Source organism: Mycobacterium sp. DL99 (assembly GCF_004762045.1).
Lineage (GTDB): Bacteria > Actinomycetota > Actinomycetes > Mycobacteriales > Mycobacteriaceae > Mycobacterium.
Window position 1 is genome coordinate 4995706 of sequence record NZ_SJOM01000007.1, and the last position, 23722, is coordinate 5019427.

The following is a 23722-nucleotide window of genomic DNA, read 5'->3' on the forward strand; positions in this document are numbered from 1 at the left end:
GCGTGTTCTGGCTGCTGGCGGGGAGCTTCGCGATCTGCGGGATGACCACCAACGGTCTGATCGGGACGCATTTCATCCCGGCCGCCAACGACCACGGCATGCCCACGACAGTCGCCGCGGGGCTGCTCGCCACCATCGGCATCCTCGACGTCGCGGGCACGGTGTTCTCCGGCTGGCTCACCGACCGCGTGGACCCCCGGCTGCTGCTGCTCGTCTACTACGCGGGCCGCGGCCTGTCGCTGATGCTGTTGCCGTCACTGCTCTCCCCGCACGCCGAACCGAGCACCTGGGTGTTCGTCATCTTCTACGGCCTGGACTGGGTGGCGACCGTGCCGCCGACCATCGTGCTGTGCCGCGACTACTTCGGGGATCGTTCGCCAGTGGTGTTCGGCTGGGTGTTCGCCTCCCACCAGGTCGGCGCGGCCATCGCCGCCGCGGGCGCGGGGTGGCTGCGGGATCTCAACGGCAATTACGACCTGGCCTTCCAGCTGGCCGCCGGGCTGTGTTTCGTCGCCGCACTGTTATGCCTCAGTATCCGAAAAACCCAGGTCACAAGCTCCGAGCCGGATCGAGTGGACACTTCGGCTTTGCCGTAACCGCTTCGTTACGCATACCATCCGATGCGGCGCCGCGGGGAACGCTGAGGTTGTTGTGTACGCGGTTGCTCGCCATCGTCGCGCCGAGAGCCGTGTAACGCGTCACCGGCAGCCGACGACTACAGGCTAGGCATGAGCGGGAGGAAAGACCCACCGATGAAGACTCGCACCAAGACTCTGGGCGTTGCTGCGGCAGTCGCCGCGATCACGGCGTCGCTGCCGTTGGCAGTTACCGCCTACGCCGACCCGGCGCCGACGACGACCACGGCCCCGGTCGTGGAGATCCCCGACCCGCAGGGCTCCGGCTGCGACAACTTCAAGAAGGCCATGCCGGACTGGAAGAGCCTCGCGGATCTGCCGGCAGGCAAGGTTCTGGCCAGCATCCCGGACATCAGCACCTTCAACGCCGCGCTGTCGGGCGGGCTGAACCCGAGCGTCAACATCGTGCCGGTGCTCGACAACGGCCCGTACGTGATCTTCGCGCCGACCAATGACGCCTTCGCCGCCCTGGAGCCGGGCAAGCTCGACGCGCTCAAGGCCGATCCGGCCGCGCTCACCAGCCTGGACTACTACCACGCGTTCCTCGGCCTGCTCGGCCCCGATGACGTCAAGGGCCAGCGGCCCACCCAGCAGGGCGCCGAGGTCAAGGTGACCGGCAAGGGCGGCGACATCAAGGTCAATGACACCGCCAAGCTGGTCTGCGGTCCGATCCAGGCGCAGAACGCCCGGATCTACCTGATCGACACCGTGCTCGATCCCAACGCCCCGCCGGAGGCCCTGGTGCCGACGGTCACCGGCACCGCCGCCACGACCACCACCAAGGCACCCGAGTCGGCGACCCCGGCTGCCGACGCACCGATCGGCTGATCTTTTTCTCTGCTCGCGGGACATCAGGCCGCACGTTCAAGGTGACTCCCGATTCGGGCGCACAGTTCAGCGGGATACCGTCGGACATCATCAACCACGGCCGGCACGCTGATCCAGCCGATCTCCTGCAAGCGGGCAGATTTCATCCGGTCATGCTTGACCGCAACAGGATTCGCGTGCCAATCCATGCTGTCGTATTCGGCCGCCAACCGGCACTCGGGCCAGGCGAAATCCACGCGCCACAGTTGTCCGTGTCGGTCGACGATCTCGTACTGCAGTTCTGGCGTGGGTAAGCCCCAATCGATGAAGACCAACCTCATCTCAGATTCCATCGGCGATTCGGCCCTGCCGTCAGCGTGAGGCAACAGTTCACGCACCTTCACCACGCCGCGGCGGCCCCGCTGTCCCTTGAGCGCTTGCTCGAGTTCGACTGCAGCGCAGGTGCCGCTGCGCAGCGCGGCGTCAAGCGTGGCCAACGCGCGTGGACGCCGCAACGTTCGCGCCAACTCGATGGCAGTCCAAGCCGGCGCGGTTAGCAACCGACCATCGACTTTCTTGAGCGGAGCGCCAATTCGTTGATGCACCATGATGTCTGGCGATGACCTCATGCGTACCCCCGGGTCGAGAACGTGGGTCCGAACCGTGTTCTCGGTGTCAAAGCCGTAGAACTGAGCGGCCGTTCCCAGACAGCCCACAATCGGGGTCTCCGACATCAGGTCAAGTCCACAGAGCCGACGAAATGTATCTGGCGGGCCCAATGAATAGACGCCGTGCCACAACCGGACGATCTCACCGTCGCGAACCCGCCGTGCGAGTGTCCGGTACGTCACGGCGGCCAACAGTTGGTTCGTGGTCGCGACGCCGTGGTTGAGAGCGAACACTTCGTCGAGCGTCATGCCGGTGATTGTTTGCGGACAATTCCCCAGCCGCCACCAACTGGCAGCCAGCCCTGTGGATAACCCCGCGAGCAGACGCAAAACTGCCCCTTTTCGCGTGAAAAGGGGCAGTTTTGTGTCTGCTCGCGGGAAGGCGGTCGTGAAGTTAGACGCCCAGCTCGCGGCCGATGATCTCCTTCATGATCTCGGTGGTGCCACCGAAGATCGTCTGGATCCGTCCGTCCACGTAGGCGCGGGCCACCCGGTACTCCATCATGTAGCCGTAACCGCCGTGCAGCTGCACACACTGGTCAACGACCTTCTTGGCGACCTCGGTGGCCCACCACTTGGCCTTGGCCGCCTCGACCGCGGTCAGCTCACCGTCGACCACACCCTGCAGGCAGCGGTCGAGGTAGTTCTCGGTGACCTCCAGCTCGGTCTCCATCTCGGCGAGCAGGAACCGGTTGTGCTGGAAGCTGCCGATCGGCTGGCCGAAGGCCTTGCGGTCCTTGGCGTATTGCAGCGTCTCCTGGAAGACCGCACGGGCACCGTAGATCGCCGAGATGGCGATGCCGAGCCGCTCTGAGGGCAGGTTGGTCATCAGGTGGTAGAAACCGCGACCTTCCTTTCCCAGCAGATTGGCGTTCGGTACCCGCACGTTCTCGAAGTGCAGCTCTGAGGTGTCCTGGCTGTGCAGGCCCATCTTGTCGAGCTTGCGGCCGCGGGTGAAGCCCTCCATGCCCCGCTCCACCACGAACAGCGTGAAGCCCTTGTGACCGGCCTCGGGGTCGGTGCGGGCGACCACGACACACAGGTCGCAGTTGATGCCCGACGAGATGAACGTCTTGGAGCCGTTGATGATCCAGTCATCCCCGTCGCGCACCGCCGAGGTCCGGATGCCCGCCAGGTCGCTGCCGGCGCCCGGCTCGGTCATCGCGATCGCGATGATCAGCTCGCCGGTGGTGATGCCGGGCATCCAGCGCTGCTTCTGCTCGTCGTTGGCCAGCTCCTTGAAGTACGGGCCGACGACGTCGTTGTGCAGGCTCAGCGCCGGGCCGTGCACGCCGGCCTTGGCGATCTCCTCATCGATGATGGCGTTGAACCGGAAGTCATCCGAGCCGCCGCCGCCGAACTCCTCCGGCATGTTGAAGCCGATGAGGCCGTACTTGCCGGCAGCGGTGTAGGCCGACCGGTCGACGATGCGCTCGGTCTCCCACTTCTCGGCATTCGGCACGAGCTCGCGCTCGATGTACTCCTTGACCGTCTCGCGGAAGGCCTCGTGTTCTGCAGTAAAGATCTGTCGCTTCATGGCTTACTTTGCCTTCCAAACCGGTTCGCGCTTCTGGGCGAAGGCCAGCGGCCCTTCCTTGGCGTCCTCGGTCCGCAGCAGGGTGCTGAACTCGCGGTTGGTGCGCTTCCAGCCGTCCTTGTCGCCGGCGATGACGCCCTCGTCGACCCCGTAGGCGACGCGCTTGCTGGCCTGCACGGCCAACGGTGCGTTGCCTGTGATCCGTTCAGCCAGCTTGAGCGCGGCGTCGACGACGGTGCCGTCGGGCACGACCTGGTTGATCAGGCCCCAACGCAGTGCGTCGGCAGACGACATCGGCTCACCGGTGAACAGCAACTCGTTGGCCACCTTGCGGGGCAGCTGCTCGGCGATGCGGAAGACGCCGCCAGCACCGGCGATCAGACCCCGCTTCACCTCGGGCAGACCGAATTTGGCGTTTTCCTCGGCGACGATCAGATCACTGGCCAGCGCGAGTTCGGTGCCGCCGCCCAGGGCGGTGCCGTTGACCGCGGCGATCGTCGGCTTGTCGATGAAATGGCTGACATAGCCGGCGAATCCGTATTCCGGATGCTCGGGGTGAAAGAGGTTCTCGCCCCGCGAGATCGCCTTCAGGTCGGCGCCCGCGCAGAACGACTTGTCGCCCGATCCGGTGATCACGACAGCGCGGATCTCCGGATCGTTCTGGGCCTGCTCAAGCGCATCGCCGACAGCGACGCTGACCGAGCCGTTGATCGCGTTGCGCGCCTCGGGCCGGTTGATGGTGATGAGCAGGACGTTGCCGCGCTTCTCTACGAGGGCGCCGGGCTGGGTGTCGGTCACAGGAGCTCCAGGATGGTTGCGTTGGCCTGGCCGCCACCTTCACACATGGTCTGCAGGCCGTACTGAATGTTGTTGTCCCGCATGTGGTACAGCAGGGTGGTCAGGATACGGGCACCGGAGCCGCCGAGCGGGTGACCCAGAGCGATGGCACCGCCGTTGGGGTTGAGCCGGCTCTCGTCGGCGCCGATGTCCTTGAGCCAGGCCATCGGAACCGGGGCGAACGCCTCGTTGACCTCGAACGCGCCGATCTGGTCGACCGTCAGGCCGGACTTGGCCAGCGCCTTCTGGGTGGCCGGGATCGGTGCGGTCAGCATGATGACCGGGTCGGCACCGGCGAGCACCGCGGTGTGCACCTTGGCAAGCGGCTTGAGCCCCAGGTCTTTTGCCTTCTCCGCCGACATGACCAGCAGTGCTGCCGAGCCGTCGGAGATCTGGCTGGAGTTACCGGCGTGGATCACACCGTCCTCCTTGAAGGCCGGCTTGATGGCGGCCATGGACTCGACCGTGCCACCGCGACGGATGCCGCCGTCTTCCAGAACGACGTTGCCATCCTGGTCCTTGATCCCGACGATCTGGTCCTTGAACGCACCGGCATCCTGTGCGGCAGCGGCCTTCTCGTGCGACCGCAGGGAGAACTCGTCGAGCTGGGTGCGCGACAGGCCCCACTGCTCGGCGATCATCTCGGCACCGACACCCTGGTTGGGGGTCTTGTTGTCGTAGCGCTCCCGGAACGCCTCCGGGTAGGGGTGTCCGCCGCTGGCCAGCGAGGATCCCATCGGGGTGCGCGACATCGACTCGACACCACCGGCGACGACGACGTCGTAGTGCCCGGCGATCACACCGGCGACCGCGAAGTGCAGGGACTGCTGACTGGAACCGCACTGACGGTCGACCGTGACACCGGGAACGGTCTCGGGCCACCCGGCGGTCAGCAGCGCGGTGCGGGCGATGTCGAGCGCCTGCTCACCGGCCTGCATGACGCAGCCCCAGATGACGTCGTCGACGAGGGCGGGGTCGATCCCGGCGCGCTGCACGAGGCCGTTGAGCACCTGCGCCGACAGCTCCGCCGGATGCACACCAGAGAGGGCGCCGTTGCGCTTCCCGACAGGTGACCGGACAGCCTCGACGATGACGGCTTCAGCCATGACTTCTCCTTTGAAGAGTGGGTGGCGCGACCCCAGTGGAGCTCAACGGGGCGCTCGAGGTGAAAATAGACCAGTAGGTTTACTAGGTCAACCTACTGGTTGGTAGGGCTCGATGTTCCGATCCTGCGGTGAACAGATGGTTTACTGAGTTGTACAGCTGACCATCCGGCCAGCACGAAGTTGTCTTAACTGGGAGTGTCTGGTGGCTCGAACCACACCGCTGGCGCCGATGATCGGCCCTGACGCAATAGCACCGCAGGCACCGGTCCGTTCCCCGAAGACCGCCGAACTCGTCGCAGGCACATTACGGCGCATGGTCGTCGACGGCCAGCTGAAAGAGGGCGACTTCCTGCCCAACGAAGCCGAGCTCATGGAGCATTTCGGGGTCAGCAGGCCGACGCTGCGCGAGGCCGTGCGGGTGCTGGAGTCCGAGCGTCTGGTCGAGGTGCGGCGCGGTTCCCGTACCGGCGCCCGGGTCCGGGTGCCCGGTCCCGAGATCGTCGCCCGACCGGCGGGGCTGCTGCTCGAACTGTCGGGGGCCGACATCGCCGATCTCCTGGTGGGGCGTGCGGCGATCGAGCCGATGGCCGCACGCCTGCTCGCCGAGAAGGGCGATGAGGCGGCGTTCGCCGAACTGGAACAGATGCTCGACGAGCACATCCCGAAGGACCACCAGTCAGATCAACTGGCCGAGACCACCGGCGACTTTCACCGCCGGGTCGTGGAACTGTCCGGCAACGCCACCTTGAGCATCATCGCCGGCATGCTGCACGAGATCACCGTGCGCCACCACGCCTTCCTGTTCAAGGAGCGTCGACCGGTGTCGAAGAGCGACTACGACAAGCTGATGCGGTCCTACCGCAAGCTGATCCAGCTCATCCGCTCCGGCGACGGGGATGCCGCCGAGGCGCACTGGCGCAGGCACCTGGACACCGCACGGATCCTGATGCTGAAAGACATCGAGAGCGTCAAGGTCCGCGACGTCATGCGCTGAGCCCTGGCCGCTCATCGAGCCTGCGTCCAGCCCATCGAGCCTGCGTCCAGATCGCGTTTCGCGGCAATATTGCGATCTGTGCGCAGTGTCGAGGATCTGTGCGCAGTTTCGAAGACGACTGAACTAATCCGGCCAGACCGCCAGCCGCGCCCCGGTATCCCGCCAGCCGTCAGCGGTCTTCCATCGCATCGGCAACAGCCGATAGCGCCAGCTGCCGGCCGGACCGTCCGGACCCACGTGGTCCACCGTGATCGAAATGAGGTCCGCGTCAAGCTGTTTGGCGTGTGTCTCCAGGTAGATGCCGGCCTCGTCGTCGAGCTCCGACATCAACTCGCCGAACAGCAACCGCGGACCCGGCGCGCGATGCAGCAGCACACACTGCGCCCGCTGCGGGCAATGGCCGGCCCGGACGGTGGCGTGACACTGCGTGTCCACGCTGCCCAGGTCACTCATCAACCGCCCGGACTCATCGACCCATACCGTGACCGGCTCAGGTGGTGGTGGCGTCATCTCGCTGGACATGGACCGGGAGCTCGTCGTCCCAGGGCTGGCGCGTCACCATGTCGGCAACGTTGACGTAGCCCCGCTCGAACTCCCCGGTGGCCGCATCGACGAGCCGGTACTGCTGGGTCTGACGCTGGATCGGCTGAGCGTCGAGCATGACGATCCGCACCTCCCCCGGCTCGAAATGGCACCGCTTCTGCAGGGCCGCCACAAGCTGCTCGTTGCTCATGTGTCCGTCACCGAAGTTCCAGCCGATCGCCGTGGAGACGATCCGCTCCCCGTCGGTCAACACGTAGTCGTCCTCGTTCTCACCCGCCATCGCCCGGTGCGCCAAGGTAAACAGGGCCCGGCCATGAGAGTTGAAGCCGCGGAAGGCGTATCCCATGTACAGATACATCTGGGCGACTTCCGGGCTGCCGTAGTACCGCTCCATCTGGGCGGCCGGCATGCTGGCGATCGCGACGATGTCCTTCTCGATCTTCTCCGCCGCCGAGGGTTTGACGCACCACAGCGAGGTGTCCCAGTTGCCCGCGTAATAGCGCATACCTGGCAGGAACGAGATCTTGCGCGGGAACAGGTTTCCCAGCACCACAGTGCCCGCGACCACCGCGAACAACACGATCGGCCACGGGCTGGTGAGATCCCCCAGCCCGATCCCGGCGTGCCCGACGAACAGTGCCAGCACCGAGAACATCATGAAGACGTTCCACTCCAGCGGCACGCCCATCGGAATGGAGCTCAGGATTCCGAAGTGGAACACCAACATGACAAAGGCGGCAATCGCCGTCGGCCAGCCGCCATGCGAGAAGAACAGCACCAACGGAACCAAACCCTCGATGGCAGTGGAGAAGTGCGCCACGAAGCGTGACGGCCGCCCCGGCCGGAGATCATCGGGGAAGTGTTCGAAGAACCTCCGCTTGATCCAGCGCGGCCGGACCACCGGGTTGTTGCTCATCATCGTCGAGATGACGAACGGGAAGTGTTTGGTGAGTTTGGAGGCCGCCGCACCGATCCAGATCGTCAGGCAGATCAGCTTGGCCGCGATGACGATGTCGGCGCCGCTGAACAGAAAACACACGGCCAACGAGCCGTATACCTCGCCGCGGGCAGCCAGGAAGATCACCTTGTCTCGCAGACCGGCCACGGCCAGCAGGCCGACGATCGCCGCGGTCTGCCACACCGGCAGCACGCCGATCTCACTGCCGAGTGCCGGGATGGGGCCGGTGCCCTGCGAGGCCAACGCCACCACCAGCATCACCAACAGCGCCCCGTACAGCACCACGTCGACGACGGTGCGGTCATCACCCTTGGTCAGCGGCACCCGATTCGGCCACGGTGGCAGCCGAATCGTCCTGGGCCGCAACCAGTACAGGACCGATCCCATGGGCGGGAAGAACCGGTTGTTGAGCGGGCCGAAGCCGCAGCCGAGGCCGATGACCTCGAACAGCATCGTGTAGAACACAACCTTCTGGTAGACGATCGGCTCGGCGTACCAGGAGGCGACGTTGGTGAACCCGTCGATCCCGGTGGTCGTCAGCGCGATCAGCCAGGCACCAAGGATGTAGGCCAGGATCTTCACGACATAGAAGAGGTGCAGTGCGACCGGCGTCCCGAACCCCACCTCGGCCCAGTGCCGCGCCATCGGCTGGATCTTCTCCGCACGAGTGCCCTTGCTCCACTGCTCGAAGTCGATCTCGGGAGATTCCTGTTTGAGAAAACCCATGCCGGTCAGATTAGAACGTGTTCTAGTCCGGTGGTAGTCGTTCTGACCGGCCAGTGGGCGTCATTGTCGGCGCGCACGAACTAGGACTTCACCGGCGGGCGGAAGAAGATCACCAACTGGCCGATTCCACCGGCCAGGCCGAGCACGACTGCGATCGCCATTCCGCACCAGCCGTGCAGCAGGTGGTAGAAGCTGCAGTTGGAGAACAGCAGGTAATCAAGGCTGTAGTGACCAGCCCCGGTACCGGCGATCGCCACCGCGGCCACCGCCAGGATCAGGTTGTACTCCCAGCCCTCCTTGACGATGAAGAACCCGTTGTGCCGGTGCACTGTCCAGGCCGCCACCAGCATCAGCGCCACGAACCCGGCCGCGGGCACCGGGGTCAGCAGGCCGAGGGCCAAGCCGAGACCGGCCGCGATCTCGGTGCTGGCCGCGACCCTGGCGTGAAACAGGCCCGGCTTCATGCCGATGCTGTCGAACCATCCCGCGGTGCCGGGGATCCGCCCACCGCCGAAGAACTTGTTGTAGCCATGTGCGGCCATGGTCAGGCCAAGAACCACACGCAGAATCAGGATCGCAGCATCAGCAGCCATGTAACAGAATCTAGGGCATCTGTTAAGCCGCCGCCCAGCCCCCATCCACACTGAGGATCACCCCGTGGATGTTCCCGGCGTCGTCACCGGCCAGGAAAGCCACCGCTGCGGCGACCTCCTCGGGGGTGCTCATGCGCCGGGACGGGATGCGGGCCAGCACCGGTCCGATCTCATCGGCCACGTCGGCGGCCCGTTCCGTGGCGATCGGCCCGGGGGCCACGGCGTTCACCCGCACCCCGCGCGGTCCGTATTCCACGGCCCATGACTTGGTCAGCGAGTGCACGGCGGCCTTGGTCGACGAATACAGCGCGGAGCGGTCGCCCCCGATCAGGCCGGTGATCGACCCGACGTTGACCACCGCGCCGTGGCCACGCTCAGCCATGGCGGGCGCCAGCGCACCGGTCAGCAGGAAGGGGGCGATGACGTTCGTCTGGTACGACTCCAGCAGTGCCTGCTCGGAAACCTCGCCGGTGGGTTCCGGCATCCCCCACACCCCGGCGTTGTTGACCAGGATGTCGATCTGGCCGCCGGCGGCCTCGGTGGCCTGCCGCGCGAGGCGCCGCACCTCGCCCGCCCCGGCCCCGAGGTCGGCGGCGACGAAGTCGGCCTGCCCTCCGGCGGTGCGGATCTCGGCGACGACGGAGTCGCCGCGTTCCTTGTTGCGGCCGCTGACGATGACGAAGGCGCCCCGATCGGCGAGGGCCTTGGCAATGGCGACGCCGAGGCCTCCGGTGGATCCCGTGACAAGTGCTGTGCGACCCGCCAGAGCGGTGCCGTGGGTAGTGTTTGGACTCATGAGTCCAGGTATAGGCAGATGAAAATGGACCTGCAAGTCCAAAAACTGACCGCCAAGGGCGAGGCCACCCGGCACCGCATCATCGAGGGCGCCGCCGAAGTGATCCGCAGCAACGGTGTCGCCGCCACCACGCTCGACGACATCCGCGCCCACACCCAGACCTCGAAGAGCCAGCTGTTCCACTACTTCCCCGACGGCAAGGACCAGCTGTTGCTCGCCGTGGCCGAACGCGAAGCCCAGATGGTGCTGGCGGATCAGCAGCCCTACCTCGGCGAGCTGACCTCGTGGGTGGCCTGGCAACGCTGGCGCGACGCCGTGGTCGAGCGCTATCGCCGCCAAGGCCAGAGCTGCCCGCTGAGCTTGCTGATGTCAGAGATCGGCCGCACCACTCCCGGCGCCCAGGCGGTCACCAAAGCCCTACTGCGGCAATGGCATGACGAGATCTCGGCGGGGATCCGGCACATGCAGTCGCAGGAGAAGATTGCCGCCGATCTGGACGCCGACCGGGTGGGCGCCGCACTGCTGGCCGGGATCCAGGGTGGGGTCAGTGTGATGCTGGCCTCTGGCGACCTGAGTTACCTGGAGTCCGCGCTTGATGTCGGCATCCCAATGCTGCGCCGCGGTTAGACCGGCAGGCCCTTCACAACGCCGCCTCAAGCCGCTCGATATAGGCGTCGATATCCCCGATCGCCGACTCCGCGGCGAACACACTGATCGCGATGGTGTCCCCCACGCCCGTCACGCAGTGGGTGAGCCCCACCATCGGGGACAAGCCCGGAAACGCCGCCGCCAGCCGCACCGGCATACCGCCGAGGCCGAAGTCCGCAGCACCGCAATTCACGCTGGACACCACGGTGTTCCCGGTGACCGTCGCCGACCGCGCATCGGGATTGAACTGACCGATCCCCCACCGCAGCAGCGGGGCCGGCGTGGCGGCGAACGCACGTTCCGAGGCCCGCATCGCCGGGTGTGCGGCGCGTTCCCGGCGCGCCGCCAGTTCAGCGGCGATCGCGTCGCGGCGCTGCGCCACCGGCAGCGAGGGATGCAGGCCCACGCCGACCGTGCCGAAATGGTTGTACGCCTGCCGCGGACCGGATTTCGCCATGGTCACCTCGGCGCCCAGGGTGGCCGAATCCGTCCCCAGCTCACGGAGCTGACCGGCCAGGGCTTCGGAGATCCCGGCCAGTGCACGCACCGTCACGGTGGCGCCCGACAGCTGCGCTCGATCCCGGACGAGCGTCCGCATGCCGCGTACGCCCGAAGGACGGTCGTTGGTCCGGAGCGGCGGGCGTGACGTGGCGGCCGGCGGCACCCGCCCGGCCTCGGTGTCGGCTACCAACTGCCGGTGGGCCCGGGCCGCTTCGATGCTGCGCCACGGCAACATCGCCGGGTGGCCGTACACCGGCGCCACCGGCGCCACCGTTCCCGGGCGGCCGAACATGACCGCCGCCGGGCCGCAGGTGCGCCCGCCGCCGCCGAGGGCATGGGTGATCTGCAGGACCGCCACGGTGCCGGCGCCGGCGACACCGGGCATCCCCTCGACTCCGGGGAACACGTGTAGCCGCCACGGCAGCACCCGCGCATCGAGTTGATCGTCCACCAGTCCGCTCACGGCGGCCAGGCAGCCCAGCCACGTCGAATCGTCGAGATGATGTACCACGAACCGGGATTCGTCGACACGGGACGGCACCCAGGCCGGGTAGTGCAGCCGAGAGGTGTCGTCGATGCGTTGCGACAGATCCGGGCTGATGCGGGCATTGGCCGCCAACTCGCCGAGTGCCGCCTGCAGGTCGGCGGGCACACCGTCGAATCCGTAGAGCAGAAAGGTGTCGTTGGGCATCCTGGACGACATCCAGAACATCTGCGCATCGACCGCAGTGAGTCGGTTAGCCCTCACGTCCGACGAAGTCCAGGATGCGGGCGGCTGTGATGTCGGGCTGGTCGAGTTGCAGGAAGTGACCGCCGGATTCGACGACGTGGGCATCGCTGCCCGCCGGCAGCACCTCGCGCACCCATCGGATGTAATCCGGTGCGGCACAACCATCGTCAGTGCCATGGAGGTACAGCGACGGCAACACCGGCGGCAGCAGCCAGTGCTTGTGCGGCTCGGCGTACTGTGCAGGCGGTTTGCTCATGCGGATCGTGGCCCGGTAGTAGCCCAGCGCGGCGCGCCACCGGTCCGGTGCACCGATCGCGGCGTCGACATGACGCAGGTCCTCGGCCGCGTCGTATCCCGGCGACCACGTCTTCCACAGCCGGGGCACCACCCAGGACGCCGAACGCTGAGGAAGCCAAGGTAATTGGAAGTACATCATGTACCAGCTGCGCAGCGCCTGACGCGGCAACTGGGCCAACAGCTTTCCGGCATCGGGCACCCGACCCAACGGCTGAAACGACGCCAACGGCGGCACCGACATGATCACGGCCTTCGTGAACGGGTTGTCCGGCAGCGCAGCCACACCCGATGCCGCCATGGCCCCCCAGTCATGGCCGATGATGACATCGCGTCCGGTCGGCCCGACCGCCTGCAGCAGGCGCAGCGCGTCGTCCATCAGCGCCCCGACGTGATAGCTCCCGTCGGCAGGAACCGACGAGGGCATGTAACCGCGCATGAACGGCGCAACCACTTTCCAGCCGGCCTCAGCCAGAACCGGCGCCACCTTGCGCCAGCCGAAGGCCGTGTCGGGAAAGCCGTGTAGACACAACGCAACCGGGCCATCATCAGGCCCCCACGCCAGCGCCCGCAGGTGCACCGCGGGGGTGGCGACATCGATCCAGCGCGGCTCGGTCACAGCGGCACCGGTTCGTACTCGGACATGAGCCAGCGGTCATCGACTTTGACCATGGTGGCCCGGGCAGCCGACGGGGTCTTCTGCGGCATGTGGTTTCCGACCTGGACGCTCTGGTTGACGAACAACACCAGTTCGGCGCGGTCCGGCTTGGCACTCACCACCCCCGCGCGCAACACCTCTGCTACGGCCGCAATCTGCTGGGCATGCGCCGCCGGGATGACCTCACCGATCATCGCGCTGTAGGTGCCGAGGAATTCCCCGGTCATCCGGTCGCGGGCCGCCGTGAGCTGCTGCTCGGCTGTCTCAGTCTCATACGACAGCATCTCGGCGGTGATCTCTTTGGCCGCCTGAACCGATTCGTTTCGGGCCGTGTCGCTTTCAGCCTGCGACACGGTCAGCCACCGCAACACCGCGCAGGTCAATGCCAACACCAGCGCGACGGTCGCCAGCACCACCGGCAAGCCGACCCGCGAGCGGGCGCGCGACGGCGTGGCTTCGGCGGGCTCGTCAGTGGGCTCGTCCTCAGCCTCGCCCTTAACGTCGTCGGACTCGGCGGCGTCGTCCGTGTCGGCGTCGTCCGTGTCGGCGTCGACCGTTTCCTCGACTACCGCCTCGGCCTCAGCCGCCTCCACCGCTTCGGCTGGTTCCGCAGCGCTCGTGTCTTCGACGGTCTCCGGCCCGGGGCTTGCCTGCTCGACGCTCTCCACTGGATCCGCGGCGGCCTTACGGCGCCCGGCCGGCGGCATCTTGTGCCGGCCGCTCACTGGATGAACTCCACGTTCGAAACCTTCGTTTTGCCTTCAATGTCCTGCACCGTCAGCACCATTCGCCACACCTGGGGCTTCTGTTCCGGCACGCCCGCATTCGTCGACCGAACGGTCACCGACACGAGGACATCCGCCTTGTCGTTCGAGTAGGACTCCAGACCCGATGAGGTCACCGTGCCCACCGACTTCGACTTGATCTGCTTGACCACGTCGAGGAACGACTTCGAACGCCGCTCGAAGTCGTCGTAGAACTTCCCGGTCGAGATGTCCAGCACTCGCTGGATGTTGTCTTCGGCGTGCTCCCAGTCGATGGTGGTGAGGTTCGTCGCGCCCTCCCGCGCGGTGTCCACGAACATCGCACGTCGCTGCTGTTCGTGATGGGCCTGGTAGTAGCCATAGCCCAGCCAACCGGCCAGCGCCACGAGCCCGACGACGAGCGCCCCTCCGATAACCCCCGCGAAAGGAAAGTGCAGCCGCTTCGGGGCCGCGTCGTCGGCTGCCACGGCAGGTTCTGTGCCCTCAGCCTCGGGTTCGACGACCTCGGCTTCGGGGGCGGACTGGCTCGACTCGTCGGCCTCGGTCAGCTCGACCGGCTCGGCGTCGGCGCTGTCGTCTGCCATACATCTGCTCCTCGGTGGCACTGCGTGGTGCGTGCAATGGCACGCGTGCGGTCCAAAGTACGTGGCACCGGTCACACCGTCAGCAGCGGTACCGGCAGTCCCGGGAAGACCTGCGGGCGCGTTGGCGCTACGCGCCACCGGACTCTGCGCACGGGATCTGGGCCCCCACCGCGCGCAGCGCAAAGTCCACGACCTCGCCCTGCGCGACCTCGCACTCGCCGTCGGAGCACAGTCGCGACATCGCGTGGCTGACCACCGCGCCGATGGCAACCGCGTCCTGCTCCGGTTTGGCCAACGGGAACGATCCGTCGTCCAGGCCCCGGCGCAGGATCGCCGCCAGCGACCGCTCACGGTCGTCGTGCCACTGCTCGCGGGCCGCGCGATAGCCCTTGGCTGCGCGGACCTCGTCCGAATCGAGCACGGTCATGTGCATGTTCAGCCGCGCGTCCTGCAGCAGACCGAAAATCTGACCGAGCCAGACTCGCAGTTGATCGCTGGGAGGGCCGTCGAAATGCTCGGCGATCCAGTCGAGCCGGCGGGCCAGTGAGTCACCCTCGCCCCGCATCATGGCCAGGAACAGCGCGTCCTTGGATTCGAAGTGCCGATAGAACGCGCGGGTCGACAATCCCGCCCTGGCCAGCACGGCAGCCACCGGCACAGCACCGGTGTGGGGCTCGGACAGGCAGCTGAAGGCGGCTTCGATGACCGCGTCGCGCTCGCTGACGTCGCCCCCCACCTCATTCGCCTCGATACCTGGCTGCACGATTGACGATTCTAGGAACGGCACGCTTGTCCGGGTCGCAGATGCGGCGAAAACCCACGTGGGTAACGTGACCTCCCGGGGCCTGGCGAGAGGAATGTCCGTGAGCACCGGGAAAACCGAGCACAGCGATTCGCGCACCGTCACGTTCCGGGGAGTCGACGACCTGAACCTGGTCGGCGACGAATGGAACCGGGACGCCGCGTCCACCGCTGACCGTCCCACGGTCCTGCTGCTGCACGGCGGCGGGCAGAACCGGTACTCCTGGAAGAACACGGGGCAGATCCTGGCCGATCGCGGGCTGCACGTGATCGCACTCGACGCACGTGGTCACGGCGACAGCGACCGCTCACCCAGCGCGAACTATTCGGTGGAAGCGCTCTCCGCCGACGTGCAGCATGTGCTGTACCAGATCGGGCGCCCGGTGGTGCTGATCGGAGCCAGCATGGGTGGGCTGACCAGCATCCTGGCCGCGCACGAGGCCGGCCCGGAGCTGGTGACCAAGCTGGTCCTGGTCGACGTGGTGCCGCGGTTCGAGAAAAGCGGCAGCGCCCGCATCCGCGATTTCATGTTCACCAACGTGAACGGCTTCGATTCGCTGGAGGAGGCCGCCGACGCCGTCGCGGCCTACCTGCCCTACCGCGCCAAGCCGCGCAGCCCCGAGGGGCTGAAGAAGAACCTGCGACTGCGCGACGGGCGCTGGTACTGGCACTGGGATCCGGCCTTCCTCACCAAACCCGAAGACGACCCGTTCATGCGGGTGGAGAAGCTCGAACAGGCAGCGATCAACCTGAGCATCCCGATCCTGCTGATCCGGGGCAAGCTGTCCGATGTGGTCAGCCCCCAAGGTGTGCAGGACTTCCTGGACAAGGTGCCCGCCGCGGAGTTCGTCGAGTTGTCCGATGCGGGGCACACCGCCGCCGGAGACGACAACGACGCGTTCTCCGAGGTGGTCGTGGAGTTCGTCGGACGGTGAACGCCGAGCGTGACACCATCGGCTTCAACTTTCTGCGCGAACCTGAGCTGCCCGCCCCTCAGGTCACCGACCAGCAGGCCCGCGACATCCTGGCCGCCCACTTCGGGCTGCACGCGAATGTGAAATCGCTGGGCAGCCAACAGGACAAGAACTTCCTGGTCGACGCTGGCGCGACGATTGCCGGCGTACTGAAGATCGCCAACCCGGCGTTCAACGAGATCGAGCTGACTGCTCAGGAGCTGGCCGCGGACCTGATCGCAACGGCGGAGCCGGATCTGCGGGTGGCCCAGTCGTTGCCCAACCGGCACGACGAGAAGCTCACCGCGGTAACCGGTCTGGGCTCGAACGGCACCACCTATGTCCGGCTGCTGCGGCACCTGTCCGGCGGGACGCTCATCGAGTCCGGGTATCTGCCGCCGGCCACGGTCGCTGAGCTCGGCGCACTGGCCGGGCGGGTGAGCCGGGCATTGGCCGAATTCCGCCATCCCGGTCTGGACCGCGCGTTGCAGTGGGACCTGCGCTTCGGAGCCGAAGTGGTGCGCGGGCTGGTCTCCCATGTCGACGATGGCGCCGCACGCTCCCGGCTGCAGGCCGCGGCCGATGACGCGTGGGCACACATCGAGCCGCTGGCCGACGCCCTGCCCCGCCAGGCCGTGCACATGGACCTCACCGACGCCAACGTGGTGGTGTCCCACGGCATCGGCGGTGTGGTGCACCCCGACGGGATCATCGACCTCGGCGATCTGTCCGACAGCTGGGCAGTCAGTGAACTGGCCATCACCCTGTCCTCGGTACTGCAGCACCCGGGCAGCGATCCGACGTCCGTGCTACCCGGGATCCGAGCTTTCCACGCCATCCGGCCGCTGAGCGTTGCCGAGGCAGAAGCGTTGTGGCCGTTGCTGGTTCTGCGCACCGCGGTACTGATCGTCAGCGGGGCACACCAGGCCGGCTTCGATCCGGACAACGACTACCTCACCGAGCAGTCCGACGGCGAGTGGCAGATGTTCGAGCGCGCCACCTCGGTGCCGATCGACGTGATGACCGCGTTGATCAAGGCTGACCTGGGCCTGCCGTCTCCGCCCGCGCCGGTGCGGGTCACCCGCCCGATGATGGCCACACCGCAATCGGTGACGACACTGGATCTGTCCGCGACCGCCGACGATCTGGACGATGCGTTCCTCGCCGGCGGCTGGCTGAGGCCCGGCGTCGAGGACGAATTGGCCAGGGCCGCAATCGATGGCGGCTCAGATCTGGTGGTGACGGCGTTCGGCCAACCACGGATCTCACGGGCCCCGGCGTTGAGCCAGGAGGAGCCCGCGGTGGTGCCGACCGGGCTCAGCATCTGGCCGGCGGAACGGTTGGAGCTGGCCGCACCGTTCGACGGTGAGGTCATCGACCGTTCGTGGGATTCGGTGACGCTCCAGGGCGCTGAGTACGAGCTGACGCTCACCGGCATCAGTTCCGCTTCGGGCGCAGGCGATGCTCTGGGCATGGCCGAGCCGGGCCGGTGGACGCACGTGGCGCTGCGGCCGATCGGGGCGCCCCGCGCCCCTGAACTGACCACGCCCGGCCTGGCGCCGGGATGGCTGGCGTGCGTGCGTGATCCGCGGCCGCTGCTGGGGCTGGCGCCCCTCGATACCGAGCCGGCCGACGTCGACCTGATGGCCAGGCGGGACCGGGCGTTTGCGCCTGTGCAGGAGCACTACTACCGTCGACCGCCGCGCATCGAACGAGGGTGGCGGCACTTCCTGATGTCCACCAATGGGCGTTGCTATCTGGACATGGTCAACAACGTCACAGTGTTGGGCCATGCGCATCCGCGGGTCGCGGCGGCCGCAGCCCGCCAGTTACGCAAGCTGAACACCAACTCGCGGTTCAACTACGCCTCCGTCGTCGAGTTCAGTGAACGCCTTGCTGGGCTGCTACCCGAGCCTCTGGACACGGTGTTTCTGGTCAACTCCGGGTCCGAGGCCAGTGATCTGGCGTTGCGGCTGGCCACCGCGGCGGCCGGCCGGCCCGATGTCGTGGCGATGCGCGAGGCGTATCACGGCTGGACGTACGGCACCGATGCCGTGTCGACCTCCACCGCCGACAACCCCAATGCGCTTACCACCCGGCCGGATTGGGTGCACACCGTCGAATCGCCCAACAGCTTCCGCGGCAAGTACCGCGGCAGCGAGGTGGGCCGCTACGCCGTCGACGCGGTGGCCCAGATCGAGGGTTTGATCGCGGACGGGCGTGCCCCCGCGGCATTCATCTGTGAGACGGTCTACGGCAATGCCGGCGGCATGGCCCTGCCCGACGGATATCTGCAGCAGGTCTATGCGACGGTCCGCGGAGCGGGCGGCTACGCCGTCGCCGACGAGGTACAGGTGGGATACGGCCGTCTGGGTGAATGGTTTTGGGGCTTCCAGCAGCAGGGCATCGTCCCGGACATCGTGTCGATGGCGAAGTCGGTCGGCAACGGTTACCCGCTGGGTGCCGTGGTCACCAGCCGCGAGATCGCCGAGGCGTTCCGCAGCCAGGGCTACTTCTTCTCCTCCACCGGCGGCAGCCCGTTGTCGTGTGCGATCGGGATGACCGTGCTCGACGTGCTGAATGACGAAGGGCTGCAAGCCAACGCGGCCCGCGTGGGGGCGCATCTCAAGTCACGGCTGGAAGAGCTGGCCACCCGGCATCCGCTCATCGGCACCGTCCACGGCGTCGGCCTGTATCTGGGTGTCGAGATGATCCGTGACCCCCAGACCCTGGAGCCGGCCACCGAGGAAACGGCGCTGATCTGTGATCGGATGCTCGAGCTCGGGGTGATCATCCAGCCGACCGGCGACCACCAGAGCATCCTGAAAACGAAGCCGCCGTTGTGCATTGACGTCGAGGCAGCCGATTTCTACGCCGACGCCCTGGACCGGGTGCTGACCGAAGGTTGGTGAACGCAGGCCCACACCGCCCACGTCGCCGTTAGTATTCGCGAATGTCAGTGACAGGCGCGGCGACCACAGCGGTTCGGTGGTCCGTGTCAGGTGTCGCCACCATCTTCCTCCTGGTCAGCATCGGATTGGGGGCGTTCACGGCCTCTGCGGCCGGCAGGCCGGCCTGCGCCGGCAAGCGGTGCTCTGAATTGGTGACCACGGCAACCTCGTTGGCGTGGTCGGTGACGGTGACGGCAATCGTTGCGGTCGCCGCCGTCGCCGGCGTGGCGATTGCCGGCGAACGAGCCCGCCCGGCATTGCGGCGGACCGTTCGCATCGCGGTACTCATCGCCGCCGCCGGACTGGTCACCTTCTATCTGGGCTCGAAATTCACCGACAAACGCAACGCGCTCAACGGCTTGATTCCGCCGAGCCAGCAGATCGGGCTGGTCCCTGCCACGGTTCTGATCGGAGTCGCCGGTCTGCTGGCGCTTTCGGTCGTCACGATTACGCCGCCTCCGCGACCGGATCGCAGAGCCGCGATGGCGGGGATCGCGGTGGGTGTCATCGCAGCCGTCGCTCTGACGCTCACCCAAGCTGCCCCCACGTTCAGCAAGGAATCCGATGCCGGCTTCCTCTCCGCCACGACGGCGCCAGCAGCTGACATCCCGCCGTTCCCGGCGAAGTTGGGACAACAGCGATTCACCATGGCCGGACCGCGCCCGATTGACACGCCGCAGTTCATGCCGCGTGCCGCGGGTCCCGGCTTCGTGATGCTGCGAAAGCTGGCCTCGACCGGCGACAAACCCGCGGTGGTTGCGTACGACCCGGATGGCCGGGAGCTGTGGCGCTACAGCCGTATTGGGCCCATGCCGATCGCCGACCTGCGCGTCTACGGTGGCGGTGCTGTCGTCATCGCGGACGCCTCAACCAGGGAAGCGAAGCTGCTGATCGGGCTCGACGCCGCCACCGGTGCACCCATTTGGACCTCCGATGACCGGGCGCTGTATTCGGTGTTCCGAGACAACCAACAGCAGTCCTCGCCCTCCTGGTCCAGCCAGACTCCCCTTCTGGTGGACCGCGGTCAATCCCAGTGGATTGCGTACGATCCGCACACCGGACACCAACGGTGGACAGTATCGAATCCGCTGCGTTGCGCGGACGGGCGCACGCCTGACTACAGCGACTACGACTACGCGCGCGGTCCGTTCGGAGGTGGAAGCCTTGGCGGCCGCAATATCGAGTACATCGACACCACCGACCGCCTCATCACCATCTTGGATTGTTCGACCCCCGATCGATTTGACCTACGGGAGATCTCGATCGACACCAAGACCGGTGCGCTGCAGACAGATCGCCCCGTGCCGGCGACGATCGACAACGGTCCACGCCGGCAACTGCCGCACGACTGGAGTGCGAGCCCGGCGGGTGCCGGGGGATACAACGTCGAACTCTTCTGGCGGGATGCTCCCGAAGTGGTGCAGGAGCTGTTCGTAAATGCGGCCGGGGCACCGACTCTCGTCTACCAGGGCCCGAACGACTGGATGAACTTGCGGATGGTGATTACCGGGCCCGACGGCGGGTTCGTCGCCTACGACAACAACCGGGTCCGTCAATTCTCTGGATCCGGAGATCCGCTCTGCGAGTTCGCGTTACCCGAGTTCGGCCCACTCCGCCATATCGAGGCAATCGCTGTGCTCCGGCAGGAGATCACGTACGTCCTGGACGACACTCACATGGCGGATCCCATACTCCGCGTGGTCAACCGATCCGACTGCCGCGAAACCGCTACCGTGCCTGTCCCGGTGCGCGGCGGACAGCTTGGTTTGTACCCCGTGCGCGGCTCGACGATCGCCGTCCATTCCCAGGGCCAAGGCAACTCGTTTGCACCGATCGAGGAAACCCTGATCGGCTACTCCTGACCCGAAACGCGATTCGACACAGGCTTATCGCGCCTGCTCAGCCCGTTCGGCCCCGGCCAACCGCTGGTGGAGCCGCTCCCGGATGTCCTGCGGGGTATACGCGTTACGGCGGCGTTGGTCCCGCGCCACCATGACGCCACCCGCGACGACGCCGGCGACACCGGCAAGTCCTACCCACTTCCAGATGCTGCGCATGCTCCAAGTGTGCCTAAGCTTCGCTTGTGAAAGCGAACACCGTGTCGTTGACCAAGGCGCTGGAGGAGACCCGTACCGGTGACATCTGGCTGTTTCGCGGAGGCTCCGGGCCGGACCGGGCGATCCAGACCCTCACCAACAGCCCGGTCAACCACGTCGGGATGACCGTCGCGATCGACGACCTCCCACCGCTGATCTGGCATGCCGAGCTCGGCGACAAGCTGCTCGACATGTGGACGGGTACCAACCACCGCGGGGTGCAACTCAACGATGCCCGCCAGGTCGTCGAACGCTGGGCACACAGCTACGGGCAGCGCTGCTGGCTGCGGCAGCTCACCCCGTTCGCAACTCGCGAGCAGGAGGACCAGCTCCTCAAGGTGATCGCCCGGATGAACGGCACCGCCTTTCCCACCACCGCGCGACTGACCGGACGCTGGCTGCGTGGACGGATACCGATCGTCAGCGATTTCACCCGCGGAATTCCCCTTGTGCACAAGAAGGTTCGCGAGTCCGCCGAACGCAAGAAGGCGCGTAGCCGCCAGGTGGGGCTGGAGACCGCCTACTGCGCCGAGACAGTGGCCATCACGTTTGAGGAGATGGGTCTGCTGACGACCGAGAAGCGCTACAACTGGTTCGATCCCGGCTCGTTCTGGAGCGGTGACGAGTTGCCACTGACCGACGGCTACCGGTTGGGTGACGAGATCTCGGTGACCGTCGACTAGGGAGTGTGGGTCCGTCGGCCTGTGACGTCCTCGGTGGGCTTACGCTCCCCTCGAGTTCTGTCCGCCAAGTCGCGCCGCCGCTCAACACCCGATTCGTTCGAGGACTCTCCCCGAAGAACGCTGTCGCGCGTCCCGCGATCGCGGCACAATTGCCTGGTGAGCATGGCTTCATTGCCAGCAGAGGAGTGCCTCACGAAGGGGACAGACGATGGATCCGGTTACCCGATTAGCGGTTGTCATCGCAGCATCCGGAGGCTTGGCCCTGGCCGGGTTGGGGCTGGGCGTCAGCCAAGCGGACCCGGCCTTCGGACCGAGTTATCAGGGCGGGAACTGCCCCGGCGGGCTCACCTGCACCCATTGGTGTCCGGGTGATCCTCCGATACCGGGAAGCCAGGTCATCACCTGGGACGCCGGCATCTGCCACGATTGGTACTGGAACTCAGAGGGTGTCGTGGACGTCGCCTCCAACACCATCTACCCGTGGAACGGCGTTCCCCATGAGGCTCCGCCGCCGCCGGTTCTGGGCCCGCCACCACCGCCCGCTCCCCCGCAGCCGCTGCCGGCGGATTGCCCGCCCTGGTCCCCGATCCTGGCCCCATCGCGCTGCGGCGGGCTTTAGCTCTCGCCGTTCGACGAAGCGCAAACCAACCTCGGCGCCTGATCAGGCAGAGGCGTCCAAAGCATGCTTCACCAGCGCGACGTCCAGCGTGGGAATGTGAACATCGAATGACCCGGTGGCGCAGGCGAGAACGAACGCGGTGAATCTCGGCCCAATGGCCTTCTCGCCTGATTCCGTCAGCGTCAGCGGCGGGTTGAAAGTGACGGCATTCTTATCCCGGCCGCGCCAGCTCACGGGCTCACCGCGGGTGAGTGAAAGGGTCCCCAACTTGGCCCGGGATGTCGCCCCCGGGGAGCGGAGGAAACAGCTGACCTGCAACGTCGCACCCGACTCAAAGTCGGAGAGATCGGCGGCAGGGTCCGGCCGCTTGCCGGCGAACCATATCTTCAAGACATCGGTGAAGGTCTGCGTACCGGCCGCCCGACGAGTGTTCGACGCCACGAGCGCGGAGTCTAACGAGGTTGGCACTTCACCGCCTGTTGTCACACCGTCCCGCGGGCGGCCCACGCGGTGGCGGCAACGGTGAAGGGTCCGGCGCCAAGATGTCCGCGAGCCACTGATTCGAGACGTGCACGACCGGCGTCATCGAGGCCCTGGAAATAGTCGCCAGCGGGACCTACCCCGAATGTGTACGGCTCCCACCACTCCTCGAAGGTCGGATGCACAACGTCGACGGCGAGGGGACGCTCGTCCACGTCACGCAGGCCGGCCGCTTCGAACATCTCGGTCAGGTGTCCCCGGTGCGCCCCGGCGAGTAACGCTTCATCCTCAGCGTCCGGGTCGATCAGGTGAACGACCTCCCAGAACGGCGCGAGCGCGCCCGTCGGCCCGTCCCACACGCATGCGGCGATGACGCCGCCGCGCCGGGTCACGCGGGCCATCTGCCCGATGCCGACCACCGGATCCGTCATGAAATGCACCACCAACTGCGCCAGAGCAGCATCGAAAGTGGCTGCGTCATACGGCAATTCCTCGGCAGTTCCCCGCCGCGCATCAATGTCGGGGAAGCGTGCACGGATCGCGTCGACGAAAGGCGGTGACGGATCGATCGCTGCGACTTGGGCTCCCACCGACAGCAACTGGGCGGTCAATGCACCGGGGCCGCACCCCACGTCGAGCACCTTGTCACCGGCGCCGACCCGGGAGAACGACACGAAAGCCTTCGCCAGGGGCTCGGCGTAGCGGCCCATGAAGCGTGTGTAAGCATCCGGCGGGACAACAAACCCCACCAGAAAATGCT

Annotated in this window: 25 protein-coding genes; 9 read left to right on the forward strand and 16 right to left on the reverse strand. The window is 66.6% G+C overall.

Going from position 1 to position 23722, the window contains the following annotated elements; all coding sequences use genetic code 11:
* The coding region (locus EYZ64_RS32495) for an MFS transporter (RefSeq protein WP_286175114.1) at nucleotides 1–596 on the forward strand (596 nt) is incomplete at its 5' end.
* A gap of 156 nt (nucleotides 597–752) precedes the next feature.
* Nucleotides 753–1463: a fasciclin domain-containing protein gene (locus tag EYZ64_RS24340; RefSeq protein WP_135457462.1), complete on the forward strand. Its 711-nt coding sequence runs from the start codon at nucleotides 753–755 to the stop codon at nucleotides 1461–1463.
* A gap of 23 nt (nucleotides 1464–1486) precedes the next feature.
* On the opposite strand, the gene EYZ64_RS24345 is transcribed toward EYZ64_RS24340, so the two are convergent.
* The 4 genes from EYZ64_RS24345 to EYZ64_RS24360 all read right to left on the reverse strand — a co-directional run bounded on the left by EYZ64_RS24345 (nucleotide 1487) and on the right by EYZ64_RS24360 (nucleotide 5590).
* Nucleotides 1487–2359 carry a type IV toxin-antitoxin system AbiEi family antitoxin domain-containing protein gene (locus EYZ64_RS24345; protein ID WP_210115565.1) on the reverse strand — a complete coding sequence of 291 codons (873 nt, stop codon included), beginning with the start codon at nucleotides 2357–2359 and terminating at the stop codon, nucleotides 1487–1489.
* A gap of 145 nt (nucleotides 2360–2504) precedes the next feature.
* A complete protein-coding gene (locus EYZ64_RS24350; RefSeq protein ID WP_135457466.1) occupies nucleotides 2505–3647 on the reverse strand; it encodes an acyl-CoA dehydrogenase family protein in 1143 nt (380 codons plus the stop codon).
* 3 nt (nucleotides 3648–3650) lie between these two features.
* Nucleotides 3651–4445 (reverse strand): crotonase/enoyl-CoA hydratase family protein, encoded by a 795-nt coding sequence (locus EYZ64_RS24355; RefSeq protein ID WP_135457468.1) that lies wholly within the window; start codon nucleotides 4443–4445, stop codon nucleotides 3651–3653.
* Nucleotides 4442–5590 carry a thiolase family protein gene (locus EYZ64_RS24360; RefSeq protein ID WP_135457470.1) on the reverse strand — a complete coding sequence of 383 codons (1149 nt, stop codon included), beginning with the start codon at nucleotides 5588–5590 and terminating at the stop codon, nucleotides 4442–4444. The genes EYZ64_RS24355 and EYZ64_RS24360 overlap by 4 nt, the downstream gene beginning before the upstream one ends.
* Before the next feature lie 202 nt (nucleotides 5591–5792).
* Between EYZ64_RS24360 and EYZ64_RS24365 the strand changes: the two genes are divergently transcribed.
* Nucleotides 5793–6584 (forward strand): FadR/GntR family transcriptional regulator, encoded by a 792-nt coding sequence (locus EYZ64_RS24365; protein WP_135457472.1) that lies wholly within the window; start codon nucleotides 5793–5795, stop codon nucleotides 6582–6584.
* A gap of 123 nt (nucleotides 6585–6707) precedes the next feature.
* On the opposite strand, the gene EYZ64_RS24370 is transcribed toward EYZ64_RS24365, so the two are convergent.
* The 4 genes from EYZ64_RS24370 to EYZ64_RS24385 form a co-directional block, all read right to left on the reverse strand.
* Complete coding sequence (locus EYZ64_RS24370; protein WP_135457474.1) at nucleotides 6708–7106, reverse strand: hypothetical protein; 399 nt, start codon at nucleotides 7104–7106, stop codon at nucleotides 6708–6710.
* The gene (locus EYZ64_RS24375; RefSeq protein ID WP_135457477.1) at nucleotides 7075–8811 is read right to left on the reverse strand and encodes a DUF3556 domain-containing protein; all 1737 of its coding nucleotides are present in this window, start codon (nucleotides 8809–8811) and stop codon (nucleotides 7075–7077) included. The genes EYZ64_RS24370 and EYZ64_RS24375 overlap by 32 nt, the downstream gene beginning before the upstream one ends.
* 80 nt (nucleotides 8812–8891) lie before the next feature.
* Nucleotides 8892–9404 (reverse strand): DoxX family protein, encoded by a 513-nt coding sequence (locus EYZ64_RS24380; protein WP_135457479.1) that lies wholly within the window; start codon nucleotides 9402–9404, stop codon nucleotides 8892–8894.
* Between the two features lie 22 nt (nucleotides 9405–9426).
* Nucleotides 9427–10200, reverse strand: a complete 774-nt coding sequence (locus EYZ64_RS24385; RefSeq protein ID WP_135457481.1) for an SDR family NAD(P)-dependent oxidoreductase — start codon at nucleotides 10198–10200, stop codon at nucleotides 9427–9429.
* A gap of 24 nt (nucleotides 10201–10224) precedes the next feature.
* Between EYZ64_RS24385 and EYZ64_RS24390 the strand changes: the two genes are divergently transcribed.
* Nucleotides 10225–10827 carry a TetR/AcrR family transcriptional regulator gene (locus tag EYZ64_RS24390; RefSeq protein ID WP_135457483.1) on the forward strand — a complete coding sequence of 201 codons (603 nt, stop codon included), beginning with the start codon at nucleotides 10225–10227 and terminating at the stop codon, nucleotides 10825–10827.
* 13 nt (nucleotides 10828–10840) lie between these two features.
* Here EYZ64_RS24390 and EYZ64_RS24395 read toward each other — a convergent pair whose 3' ends face one another.
* From EYZ64_RS24395 to EYZ64_RS24415, 5 genes are all read right to left on the reverse strand, one after another.
* The gene (locus tag EYZ64_RS24395; protein WP_135457485.1) at nucleotides 10841–12097 is read right to left on the reverse strand and encodes a WS/DGAT domain-containing protein; all 1257 of its coding nucleotides are present in this window, start codon (nucleotides 12095–12097) and stop codon (nucleotides 10841–10843) included.
* A complete protein-coding gene (locus tag EYZ64_RS24400; protein WP_135457487.1) occupies nucleotides 12087–12992 on the reverse strand; it encodes an alpha/beta fold hydrolase in 906 nt (301 codons plus the stop codon). Before EYZ64_RS24400 ends, EYZ64_RS24395 begins: the two co-directional genes overlap by 11 nt.
* Nucleotides 12989–13756: a hypothetical protein gene (locus EYZ64_RS24405; protein WP_135457489.1), complete on the reverse strand. Its 768-nt coding sequence runs from the start codon at nucleotides 13754–13756 to the stop codon at nucleotides 12989–12991. The genes EYZ64_RS24400 and EYZ64_RS24405 overlap by 4 nt, the downstream gene beginning before the upstream one ends.
* Nucleotides 13753–14379, reverse strand: coding sequence for an Rv1363c family protein (locus EYZ64_RS24410; protein WP_135457490.1), 627 nt, complete (start codon nucleotides 14377–14379; stop codon nucleotides 13753–13755). Before EYZ64_RS24410 ends, EYZ64_RS24405 begins: the two co-directional genes overlap by 4 nt.
* A 127-nt stretch (nucleotides 14380–14506) precedes the next feature.
* Complete coding sequence (locus tag EYZ64_RS24415) at nucleotides 14507–15142, reverse strand: TetR/AcrR family transcriptional regulator (RefSeq protein WP_286175115.1); 636 nt, start codon at nucleotides 15140–15142, stop codon at nucleotides 14507–14509.
* Nucleotides 15143–15236: 94 nt separating this feature from the next.
* Here EYZ64_RS24415 and EYZ64_RS24420 point away from each other — a divergent pair, with 94 nt between their 5' ends.
* The 3 genes from EYZ64_RS24420 to EYZ64_RS24430 are packed head-to-tail and all read left to right on the forward strand — an operon-like array spanning nucleotide 15237 to nucleotide 20946.
* A complete protein-coding gene (locus EYZ64_RS24420; protein ID WP_167857950.1) occupies nucleotides 15237–16115 on the forward strand; it encodes an alpha/beta fold hydrolase in 879 nt (292 codons plus the stop codon).
* Entirely contained in the window at nucleotides 16112–19045 is a 2934-nt protein-coding gene (locus EYZ64_RS24425) for an aminotransferase (protein ID WP_135457494.1), read from the forward strand. Before EYZ64_RS24420 ends, EYZ64_RS24425 begins: the two co-directional genes overlap by 4 nt.
* Before the next feature lie 41 nt (nucleotides 19046–19086).
* Nucleotides 19087–20946 (forward strand): outer membrane protein assembly factor BamB family protein, encoded by a 1860-nt coding sequence (locus EYZ64_RS24430; protein ID WP_135457496.1) that lies wholly within the window; start codon nucleotides 19087–19089, stop codon nucleotides 20944–20946.
* 24 nt (nucleotides 20947–20970) lie between these two features.
* On the opposite strand, the gene EYZ64_RS24435 is transcribed toward EYZ64_RS24430, so the two are convergent.
* The gene (locus EYZ64_RS24435; protein WP_135457498.1) at nucleotides 20971–21141 is read right to left on the reverse strand and encodes a hypothetical protein; all 171 of its coding nucleotides are present in this window, start codon (nucleotides 21139–21141) and stop codon (nucleotides 20971–20973) included.
* 41 nt (nucleotides 21142–21182) lie between these two features.
* Between EYZ64_RS24435 and EYZ64_RS24440 the strand changes: the two genes are divergently transcribed.
* Both EYZ64_RS24440 and EYZ64_RS24445 read left to right on the forward strand, forming a co-directional pair.
* Nucleotides 21183–21863: a guanylate cyclase gene (locus EYZ64_RS24440; protein ID WP_135460222.1), complete on the forward strand. Its 681-nt coding sequence runs from the start codon at nucleotides 21183–21185 to the stop codon at nucleotides 21861–21863.
* 208 nt (nucleotides 21864–22071) lie between these two features.
* Nucleotides 22072–22482: a hypothetical protein gene (locus tag EYZ64_RS24445; RefSeq protein WP_135457500.1), complete on the forward strand. Its 411-nt coding sequence runs from the start codon at nucleotides 22072–22074 to the stop codon at nucleotides 22480–22482.
* 42 nt (nucleotides 22483–22524) lie between these two features.
* Here EYZ64_RS24445 and EYZ64_RS24450 read toward each other — a convergent pair whose 3' ends face one another.
* Entirely contained in the window at nucleotides 22525–22923 is a 399-nt protein-coding gene (locus tag EYZ64_RS24450) for a hypothetical protein (protein WP_135457502.1), read from the reverse strand.
* Between the two features lie 41 nt (nucleotides 22924–22964).
* Nucleotides 22965–23711: a class I SAM-dependent methyltransferase gene (locus tag EYZ64_RS24455; protein WP_135457504.1), complete on the reverse strand. Its 747-nt coding sequence runs from the start codon at nucleotides 23709–23711 to the stop codon at nucleotides 22965–22967.
* Nucleotides 23712–23722 lie beyond the last annotated feature (11 nt).